Source organism: Ignavibacteriales bacterium, from assembly GCA_026390815.1.
In the GTDB taxonomy this organism is placed as follows: domain Bacteria; phylum Bacteroidota; class Ignavibacteria; order Ignavibacteriales; family SURF-24; genus JAPLFH01.
Window position 1 is genome coordinate 15932 of sequence record JAPLFH010000024.1, and the last position, 16888, is coordinate 32819.

A 16888-nucleotide genomic window follows, 5' to 3' on the forward strand; every position below is an offset into this window, starting at 1 on the left:
AAAACTTAAATCCATTTATAAGTTACCAATAATCGGTTATTAATTATAAAATGTTAATCTTCCGTGGTGCATGCCATCACTTCCTGGATTGATGTTAGTCCTAATACAACTTTCTGGAAACCTGCTTCGCGCAAGTTCAAAGTTCCATCTTTCCTGGATTGCTGGCGTATAGCTTCTTCGTCAACTTCAATGCCCGACCGTACGATTATTTCTCTTATTTCTTTTGTAAAGAACAACGCTTCGTGAATTGCCACTCTACCCTTATATCCGGAATTGCTGCATTTGGGGCAGCCGGCAGCTTCATAAATTTCATAATCTCTCCACTCTGCAATGTTCAAGCCGGCGGATTTCATAAGCGCTTCGTCAAAATTACGAATTCTTTTCTTACAATCGCATAATTTTCTTATAAGTCTTTGTGCAACAATTATATTAATTGCATAAGCAATCAAGAACGGTTCAATGCCCATTTTATACAAGCGGGATACTGCACTGGGTGCATCATTAGTGTGAAGTGTTGAAAAGGTTAAATGCCCAGTGTTAGCTAATTTTATAGCCACCTCAGCAGTTTCTTTATCGCGCATTTCTCCAACAAGAACTATATCCGGATCGTGACGAAGTATTGACCTGATCGCTTGTTCAAAATTCATCTTATGACCAATCTTTAACTGGCGTGCACCTTCAATAACATATTCCACCGGGTCTTCAACTGTTAATACGTTTACAGTAGGATCTATAACCTGGTACAGGGCGGCAACAAGCGTTGTGCTTTTACCGCTTCCGGTAGGACCCGTAAGGATGACCATTCCCTGCGGTCTGTTTATGGCTTTTTCAAAAGATTCTTTAGCATAACCGGTAAGACCAAGTTTGTTTAAATCCCGGATTACTTTTCTATCATCAAGGATTCTTATTACAATAGATTCAAATTTATTTTTTAGTTCAGTACCTACCATTGGAAGAACAGAAACTCTAAAACGAATTATATGACCATCGATTTCTCTTTGAATGAAACCATCCTGCGCTTTTTCTCTTTCAAATCGGTCCAAACCTTTTGCCCGGTCTTTAACTACTGAAATAACTGCTTCTGGCCAAACATTATCCTGCACAAACCACACCTTAAGATCGCCATCAATTCTAAAAGAAACTTCTGTTTTGTTTCCGCTTTTGGGTACATAATGTATATCGCTTGCATTCCTTCTTACGCCCTCAACAAGCGAACCTTCCACCAAACTAATTAAAGCACTTTTATTTATTTCAGCTTCTAAGGCTTCTTCGTCTAATGAACCTTCCTCAACTTCAATATTTAACTCTTCAGTTTGTTCTTCCATCATTTTTAAAAATTCATTTTCCGGTGGAAGTACAATCTGAATTAGTTTTTGATAATCTTTTTTTCTTATATAACTTACTTCATATTTTTTAGCATTTAATCCGTAAGCTATTTTTGTAATACTTTTATCGGTTGGGTCGATTGCAGCAAGAATTAATTTATCTTTTATCCTTTCATCATATTGAAACGGAATTACCTTGTGTTCCAGTATTTGATTTTTAACTTCTTCCGGGGCAATGTTTATCATTTTACGGATTTCATCAATTCGGTTATCCGGCAATTCTTCAATTTTAACATTCAATTCTCTAAAAGCATAAAGGATGGCTACTTGCCGGAAGATAGTATCATGATCAAAATTATAATCCTGAACAAGAATTTGCGCCAGGTTTCTTTTAATTTTTCCTTCTTCGTTCTGTTTAATGCGCAGAGCCTTCTCAAGAGTTTCTATGTCAATAATACCTTTCTTTAAAAGAAGATAACCTATTTTGTCGGTCATCTCTAAGTTGGAATCGATCATAGCATAATACCAGATAAATAATTTATTAAGAATGACATCATTGGATTTTTCGGATTTATTGTTGCTGTTTCTGCTGATATAAGAGTAAGAAGAATCATAACAACCATAATAACCATTGCAATAACAACCTGGATAAGCTCAATAACATTTTTTAATCGATATGTAGTTTCGCTTTCATAATAATTTGCTAATTGAAGTGCGGTGTTTTTTATAGTTCCGGTTTCTTCACCCGAATGAAATCTGGAAAGTGCTGTAGCTGTAAATACCCCACTCTGTTCAAACGCATCTGTAATACCAATTCCTTTTTTCACCATCATAGGGATTGCAATATTTTTTATTCTATCTTCAAAATACGCATTATCTGTTGCTTCTGCAGCTATTCTTATTGGTTCTATGCTTTCTGCCGATCCGCTGTACATTGTATAAAATACGCGGCAGAAAACTTCAATTAATGTTTTATGTATTAAGTTTCCAATGATTGGCATTTTTAATAAATACCTGTGTGCAATTAATCTTCCTTTTTTAGTAGACGCTAACTGCCACAAAATAATTGGTGGAAGTACTGTTGCTGCAATTACCAGCCAAACATTATTTATTAAAAAGTCACTTAGTTTTAATGTAAATGCCGTCATAGGAGGAAGTGCAATATCAAATTTTGTAAACAACTTGGCAGTCTCTGGAAAAATATATCCCACATAAAAAAGTATTGCCAAAAACAAAACAAACATCGTTACCATTGGAGTAATTAATGCACTTCTAAGGCTCTTTTTAAATTCCAATCTTCTTTCTAAAAATTTTGCGGTAGCATGATATATTTCTGTCATGTTTCCGCTTTTAGAAGCAAGACCAAGCATGTATGCTGTAAACTTACCGAACACTCCCTGGTATCTTAAAAAAATTGTTTCACTATCAGAGCCTTTTTTTAATTCATTACTAATTTCTTTTAAAGATTCTCTTAATGTTTTGTTGGGTATGTCATTAATAAGTAAAGTCATTACTTCATTATACGGAAGTTTTTGCTCGAGTAATTCTGCACTAATTTTTACGTAAGAAACAATTTCCTGCTGTGGTGGTTTGAAATTAAAATCGAGTAGTTTTTTATTAACCGAAAGAACATTGTATCCGAGTTTATTTAATGCGGTGATAACTTCAGCTTTTGAAAAAGCTTTCTGCTCACCAACAACGGGCTTTTCATTTCCTTTACGAATTTTATATAAATAGACGGATTTTCTTTCGATAAGTTTAATTTTTAGTTGGTTCTTTTCGGCAAGTTTGTGGATCTTCTTTTTACCTTCACGAGCAGATTCAGAGGTAAGTGATCCACTAAGTAATTGACCGTTTTGTTTCTCTGCAGAGAATCTTAATTCAATCATAATTATTTTTGCGTCTAAAATAAAAAAAGGCTGTCAAACAATCCATTAAAAAGTTCAACAGCCTAGAAATTTAATAAATTAAATTTAATTAGAATTTGTAGTGGATGTAACAGAATCTGGGGCTACAACCATTACAACTGATATTGCTCCAGAACCATCAAATCCTTTTTCTTTTCCAGTACCAGTAAATGCTATACTTGTTGCGGTACCAGCGGTAGAGATACTATAGGTTCCATTTGGATTGGATTTTAATGAATTAGGAATTTTACCAGCAGTAAAACCAACGAATGAATTTCCGCCACCACCCATTGCTAAAGGTTTTCTGTAATATTGCTGTGCCATAGATGCGAGATTTGTTAAATCGCTTACAACTGCATCGCGGTTTGCATTAGAACTGCTTGCAGTAAAAATGTTAATACCAACTACCACGGCGATACCGACTATAATAACGCCAAGTACGATAAGTAATAATTGTTGCTGACCCATTTTAATTCTCCTGAAATTTGTTAGGAATTATGTTAATTAAGTGACATTAAAAGAACCAAAATCGTACCACAAGGAATTTTTTTGTTTTTTATTAAATTACTTTCTTTACTCATTATCGAAATTAATCTCGGTAATTTTTACACGCAACAAAGTAATAGTTACTTCTACTTGTTGCATATTAAAACTATCGTAAAATTGTTGTGCTAATACTATCTGCAAAAACATTTGTTTGCACTTTTACTGAATCTGTTCCTGTAACCACCTCGTTTCCTGTTCCAATTATTTCCACATGATCGGGAAATACATTTGCTTCAAACCGTCCATTTGCAGTTAAAGCCAATGGTCTTGGAACTATCCACCCAGAAAAGGTTTTGCCTCCTCCACCCATCGTTATTGGTTTTAAATAGTGTTGTTGTGCCATACCCGCCAGGTTAATACATTCATTTAATACATTGTTTCTTTTCGATTCGATAGCATTAGCACGGAAAATATATATGCCAACAAAAATCGCAATCCCCACTATTAAAATTCCTAAAACGATTAATAAAAGCTGTTGCTGACCCATTTAGTTCTCCGGTTGCTTTTGAGAAAATTTAAATAAGAATAACTATGATTGCTTAAAGAACCTCAAATAGTAAACCATTAATTGCAACCCTCAAGGAAAACACAAACGCAAAATAATAATTTTTAATTTAAATAGTCAAGTTAAATTTATATTTTTTATGGAATTAGGCTTTTGTTTGCAAATGGCGGAGGGAGAAAATAACAGCAAAGTGGTAATATTTACCCCGCTACTGGTAAAATCTTCGGCTATCTTTTGTTTAAGAAATTAACTTTTCGAAATGTTTTTTAAGCGCAGTTAGAATGATTTTATTAATTAACAAGTTATATTGCGGATGATTTTTAAAATCCTGGGGACTCTCACAGGAAGTCTCCAAAACAAACCACCTTAATCTATCTGATTTTAATATGCAGTTCTTTAAGTTGTTCTTCACCAACTGTTGAGGGTGAGTCATCCATTAATGAAACAGCGCTTGCCGTTTTTGGAAAAGCGATAACTTCACGTATTGAAGCTTCTCCTGCAAATAACATTGCCATACGATCAAATCCAAAAGCAATTCCTCCGTGAGGTGGTGCACCATATTTAAATGCATTTATAAGAAAACCAAATTTATAGTCAGCATCTTCATCAGAAATTCCAAGAGTTTTAAACATTAAAGATTGAAGATTTGAATCATGAATCCTGATGCTTCCACCAGCAATTTCATTTCCATTCAATACCAGATCATATGCCCGGGCTTTTACTTTTGCCGGGTCCGTTTTCATCAATTCTATATCTTCAACCCGGGGAGATGTAAATGGATGATGCATCGCATAAAATCGTTTCGTTTCATCATCCCATTCTAATAATGGAAAATCCGTAATCCATAATAATGCTGGTTTAGCATCTGATTTTATAAATTCTAACCTTCTTGCCATCTCAAGCCGGAGTGCCCCCATAACATTTAGTGTCTTTAATCTTTGACCAGCAAGTATGAAAATTAAATCCCCGGCTTTTGCGTTGAGCTTTTCAAGTATTGCTTTTTGTTCTTCTTCACTTAAGAATTTTACGGTTGGTGAATCCATCCCTTCTTCTTTCACTCTAATCCAGATTAAACCCGAAGCACCTTGCTTTTTAACAAACTCAGTTAATACATCAAGTTGGTTTCTGGTATAATCCCCACAACCTTTTATTACAAGTCCGGTGATAATTCCACCCTTTTTAATAGCTTCCTGATAAACCCGGAAAGATGAGTTTTGTAAAACATCATTTAATGTTACCATTTCCAGATTAAATCTTAAATCCGGTTTATCGCTTCCATATTTTTCCATAGCTTCTTCAAAAGAAAGACGAGGAATTGGAACTGTGAGATCGTAATTTTTAATCTCTTTGAATAAATTTTTCATCAATCCTTCAACCACCTCAAAAATATCTTCTTGATCAATGAAAGACATTTCAACATCTATTTGGGTAAATTCTGGCTGACGATCAGCACGTAAATCTTCATCTCTAAAACATTTTACAATTTGGAAGTATCGATCTAACCCAGACACCATTAACAATTGTTTGTATTGTTGTGGTGACTGTGGAAGCGCATAAAATTTGCCTTTATGAAGTCTGCTTGGTACCAGGTAATCGCGAGCACCTTCCGGAGTGCTTTTCATAAGAACCGGGGTCTCCACTTCAACAAAGCTTTTTCCATCGAAATACTTTCTGACTATCTGATACATTTTGTGGCGCAGTAATAAATTTTTTTGTACGGATGGGCGACGCAAATCAAGGTATCGATATTTTAATCTAACATCTTCACTCGTATCAACACTGTCTTTAATTGGAAATGGTGGCGTTTTAGCCACATTTAATATTACAAGTTTTTCAACCATCACATCAATCATCCCGGTGGCTAGTTGATTATTTTCAGTTCCTTCCGGTCTATGCCGTACTTTTCCTTCGATAGAAATTACAAATTCACTTCTTAGTTCTCTTGCCTGGTTGTGAGCTTCATTGTTAAAGTGAGGTTCAAATACAACCTGGGTAAATCCGTAACGATCCCGCAGATCAATGAAAATAACTCCGCCTAAATCTCTCCTTGTATCTACCCAGCCATTCAGAACAACTGTTTCGCCAATATTGGTTTCTCTTAATTCACCACAAGTATGGGTTCTAATCTTAAACTTCATTTAGCTTATCTTGCTCCTAATTTGTAAATTTCTATGTAAAAGATAACGATTTCAGTGTGGCATTACAATATTAGAGACTGTTCCATTGTGTTTATACTGGTTGTTAATTCAGTAACATGAAATTCTTTCCCTGATATAAAGAATTCATAATCATTTTCTTAAATAATTTATTTTGAATAAAACAATGAACATTCTTGTTGACGAAAATATAACCTTTGCAAAAGCCGCCTTTTCAAACCTTGGAAAGGTATGTTTAATTCACGGGAGAAAGATAGATAGGCGAGCATTAAAAAATATTGATGTTCTTATTATTCGATCAATAACAGATGTAAATGAAAATCTTCTTAAAGATACCCGGGTAAAATTTGTTGGAACTGCCACAATTGGTTTTGATCATGTTGATATTAATTACCTGAAAGAAAGAAAAATTGCCTTCGCCAATGCCGCTGGATGTAATTCTGATGCTGTAACCGAGTATGTTTTTACAGCATTACTTTCACTTTCCACTCACAATAATTTTTCATTAAAGGGAAAAAATATTGGGATAATTGGAGCAGGAAATATTGGGAGCCGTGTTGCAAGTATTGCCAAATCGCTTGGCATGAATGTTTTGCAAAATGATCCTCCATTAGAAAGAAAAACCAAACGAAAAGATTTTGTTGGCTTAAATGATGTATTAAATTCCGATATAATTTCACTTCACATTCCGCTTAATCTATCGGGTGTGGATAAAACTTTTCATCTTATAAATGAAAACAATTTAAAGTTGATAAAGCCCGGTTCTGTCTTAATAAATACATCGCGTGGACCTGTTGTTGATAATTCCGCTCTGCTTAATAGATTAAAAAAAGCTGACTCGTTAATTTCCATTCTTGATGTTTGGGAAAACGAACCAAAAATAAACAGCGGGCTTCTATCAAAAATAAAAATTGGAACGGCACACATTGCCGGTTATTCTTTTGAGGGTAAGGTGAATGGAACGGTAATGATTTATAATCAGCTCTGCAATTTCCTTAATGAGGAACCGAAGTGGAAACCAATTCTTCCAAATTTAGATGAGTGTGAAATTAAAGTTGACGGTAACCAAAGATTTGAAGCAGCATTAAACACTGCAATTAAAAATGTGTACAATATAAATTACGATGATTCACTTTTAAGATCAGGTGCTGCGTTGCCTCCAGAAAAATTTCCGGATTATTTTGATAAACTACGGAAAGAATACAGGTATCGAAGAGAATTTAGCAACTATAAAATAAACCTTGAACCTTTTAATGAAGAACTTGCTTCAGCTTTTAAACAATTACGATTTGAAATATAGTTTATCTCTCTTTAATCGTATAAATTGATTATAACGTCTGATCGTTTAAATGAAAAGCAACTGCACCAAAATAAAAATTGGCAGTAACACAATTAAAGAAAACTTTATAATGTAACTAAAGAAATCAGGCATTTTAATATTGTTCTCTTCTGCAACCGATTTTACCATAAAGTTCGGACCATTTCCAATGTAGGTCATACTTCCAAAGAATACAGATCCTACAGAAATTGCTTTCATAAACTCATAAGGAATTCCAGCGACCATATCTGCTGTTTGTTTTCCCAACCCAAGAGCAAGCGAATAGAATGTAACCGCAGTTGGAGTATTATCCAGAACACTACTTAACGCACCAGAAGCATAATAAAATTGATTTGCAAAATTTACTCCAAGCTGTTTTGCATTGTACTCCAGATATAAAATGCAGGGAACCATTGTTATGAATATCCCAAAGAATAAAAAAGCAACTTCCTGGATCGGTCCCCAGGTAAAGTTGTTTGAAACACGCGTTAATCGTGGAGTAAAAAACAAAGAAAGAATTGCCATAATAATTATAACGCCTTCGCGGATAAATTTATAATATTCATTTTGGTGAATTACTGGTAAATATTGTTCATTCAAAAACGCAACCGATAGCACTACGCCAATCATCCAAACAAAATTTATTTTGCCTTCAATTTTAATTGGACGAATGTTTGTTTCATCCCGGAAAATTGCCTCTGGTTTTTCTTTCTTATAGTAATACGAATCAACGAAATAATAAATTAATAGCAGTAGCGTATTTGCAAACAACCATTCCGGAAATAATTGTATGAACCATGTAAACGGTGTTCCCCGCAAATACATCATAAACAATGGTGGATCACCAAGGGGTGTAAGTAATCCCCCACAGTTGGCTACAATTCCAATAAAAAACAGAATTGTGTGAACCTTGAATTCCCTTTCTTTATTTGTTTGAATCAATGGGCGGATAAGTAGCATTGCGGCTCCGGTTGTTCCCATTATGGATGCCAGTACAGCGCCAGTTCCAAGAAAAGCCAGATTGATAACCGGCTTAGCTTCGATATCGCCGGTTAAATATATTCCACCAGTAATTGTAAAAAGCGAGCCAAGTAAAATGATGAACGGAACATAATCGAAAACCATTGTTTCAAATAATTTTTCAGATAAACCATTTGAGAAAAGAAAAATGATTATTGGCAGACTAAGTATGCCGGCAATTAATAATTTATTTTTGTTCTTCTCCCACCAATGGTTCCAGAACAATGGAAAGATTGCAATAGACAATAACATCAAAACAAATGGAAGAAGTGATATTAGAGGTACATTGAATTTTTCGATTTCCATAATTTCTGCTATTTATTAATTCCCTGTAAAAGTAACGAAATGAAAATTAAAATAGAATTTTTATAAACTCCTTGATCTTGTTCTCGCTTTTATTCTTGCTCTTGATCCTCAAAAAGTTTCCCGCGGTTGATATACATGTATGATATAGGGAATAAGACCAAGAGTAAGAGTAAGAGTAAGAGTAAGAGTAAGAGTAAGAGTAAGAGTAAGAGTAAGAGTAAGAGTAAAATTAAGAAAATATAAAAGTAAATAGTTGGAGCAAAAGATTTTAAATTGATAATCAGGCTGTTCATCGATATATTGTCGGCAGATAATATTTGAGATTATGACAAAAAAAATTTTATTAATATTGGCATTAATAGCAAACGTATTATATCCTCAGGATAAATCTGCTTTTCAGATTGCACGATTAAAATATGATGGAGGCGGCGATTGGTATAACGATCCATCAGAAGAAATAAATTTGTTAAAGTATATTAGCGAAAACACTAACATAAAAGTAAAGGCTGATTACGTTTTTGTTGATGTTAAAAGTGATGATATATTTTCTTACCCGTTTCTATTTTTAACCGGGCACGGGAATATTGTTCTGTCCGATGCCGAAGCAGCTCGACTTCGATCGTATTTGGAAAACGGTGGATTTCTTTATGTTGATGACGATTATGGATTGGATAAAGTGTTCAGACGAGAAATAAAAAAAGTTTTTCCTGACAAAGAACTTTTAGAACTGCCATACAACTATGGCTTGTTTAACTGTTTTTACAATTTTCCGAACGGTGTTCCAAAAACTCACGAGCACGAGGGCAAACCTCCGCAGTCATTTGGAATTTTTTTGGATAAACGACTTGCTGTTCTTTATACTTACGAAAGTAATCCGAGTGATGGCTGGAATGATCCCGAAGTACACAACGATCCACCACAAAAAAGAGAAGAAGCCCTAAAGTTTGGAACAAACATTGTCGTGTGGGCTTTAAGTCAGCAGCAAAATTTTTAGAATCTTTTAATAAGTTGAATTGTTTAACTGTTGCATCGTTATTTGCAAGAAAGTAATAACGAGAAATAATTAAACATAGTTACTGTTAAACTTTATGAGCACTAAATCGTATTACAAAGAAATAATTGATAAGATAGATAACCTCTCAAAGAGAGAATATTCTGCGTTATGCTTAATGGGCGTTCAACTGGCAGCAATAGGAATCATTCAAATTTTTATAGCACTTGCTTTCCTTGAAATGCTTGGCAACTTTTCATCCGGAGTTAGAACTATTTTCATATTATTCTTTTTAATAATATCCTTTGGACTAATTTCTTATCTCTTCATCATCCCAATTCTGAAATATTTCAACCTATTCAATAGAAAAAATTATTTTGAATATGCAAAGAAGGTCGGTGGATTTTTTCCAATTATTAAAGATGATTTACTAAACGCTATGCAGCTTGTTGAATCTTCCGGCAAAGCATCGCTTTATTCAACTGATTTGCGGGATGCTGCATTCCAACAAGTTTACCACAAAACACAATCAATAAATTTTGCTGATGTTGTTAGCTTCGAAAAAGCTAAAAAGCTTTTTAAGTTTTTTATTCTTGCTATTACAATTGGAGCGCTTCTTATAATTTTTGTCCCAGGATTAAATGCTGCCTCGTTTAGATTGTTTAACTTCAACAAAGATTTTATTCCTCCGGCAAAATTCGGTTTTATCATAATTCCTGGTAATAAAGAAATTACCAAGGGTCAGGAATTAAATATTTCCGCCCACATTATCGGGCCAAAGCCATCCAATGTAAGTATTGGAATTAAAAATATCGAACAAACAGATTATGAATTCAAAAACATCTCTTCCGACTCAACCGGCATATATTCATTTAACATTCCCGCAGTGCGCAGCACTTTTAATTATCTCATTAAAGCGGAAGATGTGGAAAGTGAAAATTATAAAATCACCGTTATTGATAGACCAATAATTAAAAATATGGATGTTACCGTAATTCCGCCATCTTATTCAAAACTTCCAACTGTTAATCAGAAAGATAATGGAAATGTTACGTCACTTGTTGGCAGTCAAATCCAATTCTTCATTTCAACAACGAAAGAAAATTTAAAGAGCGCAAAATTATTTTTTAAAGACAGTTCAGACTTTCAATTGAAGCTTGAAGGAAGAAACGCTCTTGGTACATACCGGATTAAAAAGGATGAAGACTACAAAATCATTTTAACTGATAAAGACAATAATCAGAATGAAAATCCTGTTACCTATTCTATAAAAGCGTTAACAGATGGTTTTCCATCAATAGAAATTATTGCTCCCAACAAAAATATTTCACTCGGCGAAGATGATCGGCTTCCACTTCTGTTAAAAGTAAGCGATGATTTTGGCTTTAACAAACTTCTGCTTCATTACCGAATGTCTTCCTCGAAAAAGGAAAAGACACCGGGAGATTTTTCTTCGGTTGAAATTCCTTTGACGAAAACCGCAAAAGAAGAGGATATAAATTACATCTGGAATCTTTCCCCATTGCAGCTTGCGGTGGAAGATGTTGTTACATATTATTTAGAAATTTTTGACAACGATTTTGTAAGCGGACCAAAATCCACAAAGACCGGAACCTTTACCGTTCGCGTTCCTTCACTGGATGAATTGTTCAAGGATGTGGATAAGACACACGATGATGCAGAAAAAAAATTGGCAGAAACACTTAACGAAGCAAAAAAGCTGAAAGAAAATTTGGAAAAGATAAATCAGGATTTGAAACAGGACAAAAAAGAAATTACCTGGCAGGAAAAGGAACAGATTGAAAAAGCTCTGGATAAATTTGATGAGCTTGGAAAAAAGATTGATGATGTAAAAAAAGATATGTCCAAAATGCAGGACGACATGCAAAAGAATAATCTTCTTTCCAAAGAGACTCTTCAAAAATACATGGAGCTACAAAAATTGTTTGATGAGCTTGGCAATGAAGAGATGAAAAAAGCAATGGAAAAGATGCAGGAGCTTCTCCAAAATCTGAACCGCGATCAAATTCAAAAAGCAATGGAGAACATGCAGTTTAATGAAGAAGCGATGAAGAAAAGTATTGAGCGAACGATGCAGCTATTAAAACGGGTTCAAATAGAACAAAAGTTGGATGAAATACAAAAGCGACTGGATAATCTTACCAAACAGATGGAAGACCTAAAACAGCAAACACAAAAAAGTGATCTATCAAATGAAAACCAGAAAGAGGATTTAAATAACCAGCAGAAAGAGACAACTGAAAATCTTAAGAATCTTGAAGATAAAATGAAAGAGCTGCAAGAGAAGATGCAGGATTTTAAAGATATGCCGAACGACCAAATGGAAAAAGCAATGGAGGAATTACAGAAACAACAGAATCAAGAACTTTCCAAAGATGCTCAGCAACAATTAATGAAAGGACAGAAACAACAGGCGCAGCAAAGCCAATCGCAGCTTTCACAAAATATGCAAAAGATGCAAGAGCAAATGAGCAGCCTTCAGCAGCAAATGCAGTCGCAAAACCAAAAACAGGTTTTTAATGATATGATGAAGGTACTGGATAATCTTTTAACTCTTTCTAAAGAGCAGGAAGAGCTAAAAAACAAAACTCAAAAGCTCGATGCTAATTCACCGCTGTTTAACGAGAACGCAAAGAAGCAGAATAATCTTGAAAGAGGAATGGATAAAATACTTTCACAGCTTAATGAATTAGGGCAGAAGACATTTGCCATAACACCAGAAATGGCAAAAGCATTGGGCGATGCTAAAAGAAGCATGCAGCAATCAACATATGGACTTCAGAATCGAAGCGGTTCGATGGCGTCGATGCAGCAGGGACAGGCAATGGGTTCGTTAAACGAAGCCGCCACATTAATGAAAGGCGCTATGGAAAGTATGATGAACGGTGGAGGAAGCGGAGGCGGAATGCCGTCTTTGATGCAGCAGCTTCAACAGCTCGGGCCGCAGCAAATGAATCTGAACAATTTAACCCAGATGTTAAACCAGGGACAATTTTCCATGCAGCAGCAAGCCGAGCTTCAAAGGCTGGCACAGCAGCAGGAAATGATTCGCAAATCGCTTGAAGAATTAAACAACGAAGCAAAGCAAGCCGGGGAAACAAAGAAACTTCCCGCCAACTTAGATAAAATTCTTAGTGAAATGCAGGAAGTTGTTGCCGATATGAAGACACAAAAACTAAATGATGAATTAGTTCAGAAGCAGGAAAAAATTCTATCCAAACTTCTCGATGCTCAGCGCTCCATAAACGAAAGAGATTTCGAGAAACAAAGAGAATCCAAAAGCGGCGATACCTTTGCGCGGCAATCTCCGGCAGATTTAAATCTTTCAATAAAACGGAAAGACAAGATAAAAGATGAATTAAATAAAGCCGTTCAGGAAGGCTACGCCAAAGATTACGAAAACCTGATTAGAAAATATTATGAGGCTCTGGAAAAGGAAAAGATAAACAACTAAATATTAGTTGTAACGTGAGATTTGCCAGATATTTTTACTGAATGCTTAGATTTACTTTGATATATTTGACGTATGAATGAGAAAAATATTTTTACATATAATTTTACAAATATTTTGTTCGACAATGAGGTCGAATTATTACCTTCGGTTACAGAATTATTCGAATTGGAATTAGCTTATCTAGAATATAATTCATTACCAAAGTCTGAATTAATTAATAGAAGCGCCTACTTTAAAACAATTAATTCAAAGCCGACTTTACATTTCCAAGCTAATACACAAAAGCCATCATTCGAAATAATAAGCAGGTCAAGTAGAACTAAGAATTATTTTGAAAACGGACAATTCTCAACTGGTTATGCAACACATTCTTTATTCCCATATCGTGGTAAATTTCATCCTCAACTAATAAAAAGCTTACTAAACATTATTGGGTTAAAAAAAGGTAATCTTGTTTTAGATCCAATGTGTGGTAGTGGTACAACCAATATTGAATCGGTATTGTTGGGAATTAATTCCGTGGCAGTAGATGTTAGTCCATTCTGTCGCTTAATGACAAAGACAAAATTTGAAGCTTTAAAAGTGAGCAAGGAGGTACTTCTTAAACTGCGCAAAAAGGAAGATAAGTTATTCGATTTCTTTTCAAATAAGAAAAAATATGATTCTAAAACGGACAACACTCTTTTTTCTAATGAAGCCGAATACTACTTAACTTTATTGTCATTCCTCGACTCCATGGGATATTTTAATAGAACAAAAGGTTCAACTCATAAAGAATTATTTAAGAGAGTTTTAGACCGTTATATATATACGGTTATGAATTATTTGGAAAATCCATACTTTAATAATTGCATATTAGGAGAAGTAAGTATCTCGAAAGACTCATCTGCAATGTCATTAAAATTGGAAGATAATTCCTTTGATGGTATTATTACTTCTCCACCATATTCATTCGCAATTGATTATGCAAAAAATGATCAAGACCAATTGAATTATCTTGGAATTGATGTAGACAAATTAAAAGAAAAAATGCTTGGGTTAAGAGGTAAAAATAAAACCGAAAGGCTTGATAATTATTTTACTGATATGAGAATTGTCTGTTTTGAAATGGCAAGAGTGCTTAAACCTAATAAATATGCTGTAATTATTATTGGGTCGAATACTAATCAAACCGGTGGTATACGACTAGAGGATAAAATAATTTCTTTTTGTGAAGAAGCTAAGCTAAAACTTTTTAAAAGCATTGTTAAACCCATTAAAGGTCTGCAAAATACTATGAAGGACGAATATGTTCTCTTTTTTAAAAAACTGGTTTAAGAGGATAATAATGAAATCAACTGATGTAAAATTCAAAAGAGTTATCGATAAGAACACATTTTATTTCTATAACAAAGAATTTGAAGAAAGTTATGAGGGGTATGTTAATTCAATTAAAGAGTTACTTCTGAATTTAAAGAACGAAATTGAACTTAATGGACTTAAAAAAGAATTATTTGAAAAATTAATTTTAGAAAAAGAAAATGGATTGCGCGCTTTACTTGCTTTGACTGGATTTTCAAATGAGAATTTGAAAAGAATTACGACATTAATAAGAGTTGTCGATGATGCAGAGTTAAATAGAATATTGGTCAAGGAAAAATGGTTTAAGAAAGTAACAATATCTGATGATGGAATAGCAGAATGGTCTGATTCAAAGATTATTCTGATGATCAAAACAGATAAATATTTTAGACAAGGCATTATAAATTTATTTTTTGAAGGAGCAACCATCCCGTTTCTGGCTAAAACTTTGCCTCTTTTTGAATTAAAGAAATTGAGTATTTCTAAATTACAGTATCAAATTCCGGATTTGATTGACACATTAATCAGATACAAAGAAAAGGGCTCTTATTCTGGGAAAAAAGAAAATAATCCTGAAACAGTTATTGAAAACATCTTAGATGAATTCAAGGTAACTTTTGAAAGAGGGGATCTTTCTGAATTAATTACTAATGCACCCGACTCAAAAAGAACGATGGATTTTATCATTCCGAACAAGAAAAATCCTCTATTAATAATTGAAAGTTCATACTTAGTTACAACATCTTCTGGACAAGGAGACAAATCCAAAACAGAAATTTCAATTGATGCATTAATTAAACACCATTATCCAAAAGCAAAATTTATTGGCTTCGTTGATGGTATCGGTTGGTATGTCCGAAAGGGTGATTTAAAAAGAATGGTTTCTGCATACCAAGATGTTTTTACTTTTCACAAGGATGAGTTAGAAAGATTTAAAGAATTATTAACTGAGATAATTAAATAATTATGAAAGAATTTATTAATAAAATACTAGCCGGCGATTCAATAGAATTGTTTAAAAAGATACCGGATAATTCTGTTGATGTTACATTTGCCGATCCACCTTTTAATCTAAATAAAAAATATAATGGTTATAAAGATTCCTTAGAGTTCAAGGAATACCTGCACTGGTGTGAAAAATGGATTTGCGAAATGGTAAGAGTAACAAAGCCTTCGGGTTCAATATTTGTTCACAATATTCCTAAGTGGTTAACTTACTATTCATCCATACTAAATGAACATGCGACTTTTAAGCATTGGATTTCCTGGGATGCTCCAACTGCTCCAATGGGCAAATCTTTGCAACCTTCTCATTATGGTATTTTGTATTATACCAAAGATATAAAACAAAACAAGTTTTATGAATTAAGGTACCCTCATAAACGCTGTCGAAAATGTGGTTTTTTATTAAAAGACTATGGTGGTAAAAAACAATTATTGCATCCCTTCGGTCCACTTCTTTCTGATGTGTGGACTGATATACATAGAATAAAACATAATAAATATCGTGACGAGCACCCTTGTCAATTACCTATTCATCTTTTAGAAAGGTTGGTCTTGATGAGTACAGATGAATCAGATATTATCCTCGATCCATTTATGGGAACTGGTACAACTGCAATCGCTGCTAAAAGACTAGGTAGAAACTATATAGGCTTCGAATTAGATCATAATTATGTTTCTATTGCCAAGGATAAACTCCATTATGAAAAACCAAACTCTAAAATCGGAGAGTATTGGGTCGGCTTTTTCTTAAAAGATATAGCTTCTTTAAGAGATCTTGATTGGGAAGGCTTATCTCAATTTTATTCGCTTCCTAAAAATAACCGCGATGTTGATCATACACAGATTGAATTTATAGATAAGAAAAAAATTCTAAAACATTTTGAGTTTATCCTCAATGGCAATGGAAAATTAAAACAAGATTCAATGCAATTAGCGTTTTGTAATTGTCTGTAAACAAAAGATGAATTGAAAAAAGATTTTCTTGATACTGTT

The 16888-nt window shown here is 34.0% G+C and carries 12 protein-coding genes; 6 read left to right on the plus strand and 6 right to left on the minus strand.

The features are described 5' to 3' along the window. Positions 1–53: 53 nt before the first annotated feature. The 5 genes from NTX22_07695 to aspS form a co-directional block, all read right to left on the minus strand. Positions 54–1841: a GspE/PulE family protein gene (locus NTX22_07695; protein MCX6150385.1), complete on the minus strand. Its 1788-nt coding sequence runs from the start codon at positions 1839–1841 to the stop codon at positions 54–56. Further along, on the minus strand, positions 1838–3214 hold the full coding sequence (locus tag NTX22_07700) for a type II secretion system F family protein (protein MCX6150386.1): 1377 nt from the start codon (positions 3212–3214) through the stop codon (positions 1838–1840). The genes NTX22_07695 and NTX22_07700 overlap by 4 nt, the downstream gene beginning before the upstream one ends. A gap of 84 nt (positions 3215–3298) precedes the next feature. Continuing rightward, positions 3299–3700 (minus strand): hypothetical protein, encoded by a 402-nt coding sequence (locus tag NTX22_07705; protein MCX6150387.1) that lies wholly within the window; start codon positions 3698–3700, stop codon positions 3299–3301. 184 nt (positions 3701–3884) lie between these two features. Then, the gene (locus NTX22_07710; GenBank protein MCX6150388.1) at positions 3885–4265 is read right to left on the minus strand and encodes a hypothetical protein; all 381 of its coding nucleotides are present in this window, start codon (positions 4263–4265) and stop codon (positions 3885–3887) included. Positions 4266–4654: 389 nt separating this feature from the next. Further along, positions 4655–6421, minus strand: coding sequence for an aspartate--tRNA ligase (gene aspS / locus NTX22_07715; GenBank protein MCX6150389.1), 1767 nt, complete (start codon positions 6419–6421; stop codon positions 4655–4657). A gap of 184 nt (positions 6422–6605) precedes the next feature. On the opposite strand from aspS, the gene NTX22_07720 reads away from it, so the two are divergent. Then, complete coding sequence (locus NTX22_07720; protein ID MCX6150390.1) at positions 6606–7739, plus strand: 4-phosphoerythronate dehydrogenase; 1134 nt, start codon at positions 6606–6608, stop codon at positions 7737–7739. A 45-nt stretch (positions 7740–7784) separates the two neighbouring features. On the opposite strand, the gene NTX22_07725 is transcribed toward NTX22_07720, so the two are convergent. Further along, positions 7785–9083: a sodium:proton antiporter gene (locus NTX22_07725; GenBank protein ID MCX6150391.1), complete on the minus strand. Its 1299-nt coding sequence runs from the start codon at positions 9081–9083 to the stop codon at positions 7785–7787. Positions 9084–9408: 325 nt separating this feature from the next. Here NTX22_07725 and NTX22_07730 point away from each other — a divergent pair, with 325 nt between their 5' ends. The 5 genes from NTX22_07730 to NTX22_07750 all read left to right on the plus strand — a co-directional run bounded on the left by NTX22_07730 (position 9409) and on the right by NTX22_07750 (position 16849). Beyond that, positions 9409–10077 carry a DUF4159 domain-containing protein gene (locus NTX22_07730; GenBank protein ID MCX6150392.1) on the plus strand — a complete coding sequence of 223 codons (669 nt, stop codon included), beginning with the start codon at positions 9409–9411 and terminating at the stop codon, positions 10075–10077. 94 nt (positions 10078–10171) lie between these two features. Next, on the plus strand, positions 10172–13549 hold the full coding sequence (locus NTX22_07735) for a hypothetical protein (GenBank protein MCX6150393.1): 3378 nt from the start codon (positions 10172–10174) through the stop codon (positions 13547–13549). Between the two features lie 72 nt (positions 13550–13621). Further along, positions 13622–14866 (plus strand): hypothetical protein, encoded by a 1245-nt coding sequence (locus NTX22_07740; GenBank protein MCX6150394.1) that lies wholly within the window; start codon positions 13622–13624, stop codon positions 14864–14866. Positions 14867–14876: 10 nt separating this feature from the next. After that, positions 14877–15854, plus strand: a complete 978-nt coding sequence (locus tag NTX22_07745; GenBank protein MCX6150395.1) for a DpnII family type II restriction endonuclease — start codon at positions 14877–14879, stop codon at positions 15852–15854. Positions 15855–15856: 2 nt separating this feature from the next. After that, positions 15857–16849: a DNA methyltransferase gene (locus NTX22_07750; protein ID MCX6150396.1), complete on the plus strand. Its 993-nt coding sequence runs from the start codon at positions 15857–15859 to the stop codon at positions 16847–16849. Positions 16850–16888: the final 39 nt, after the last annotated feature.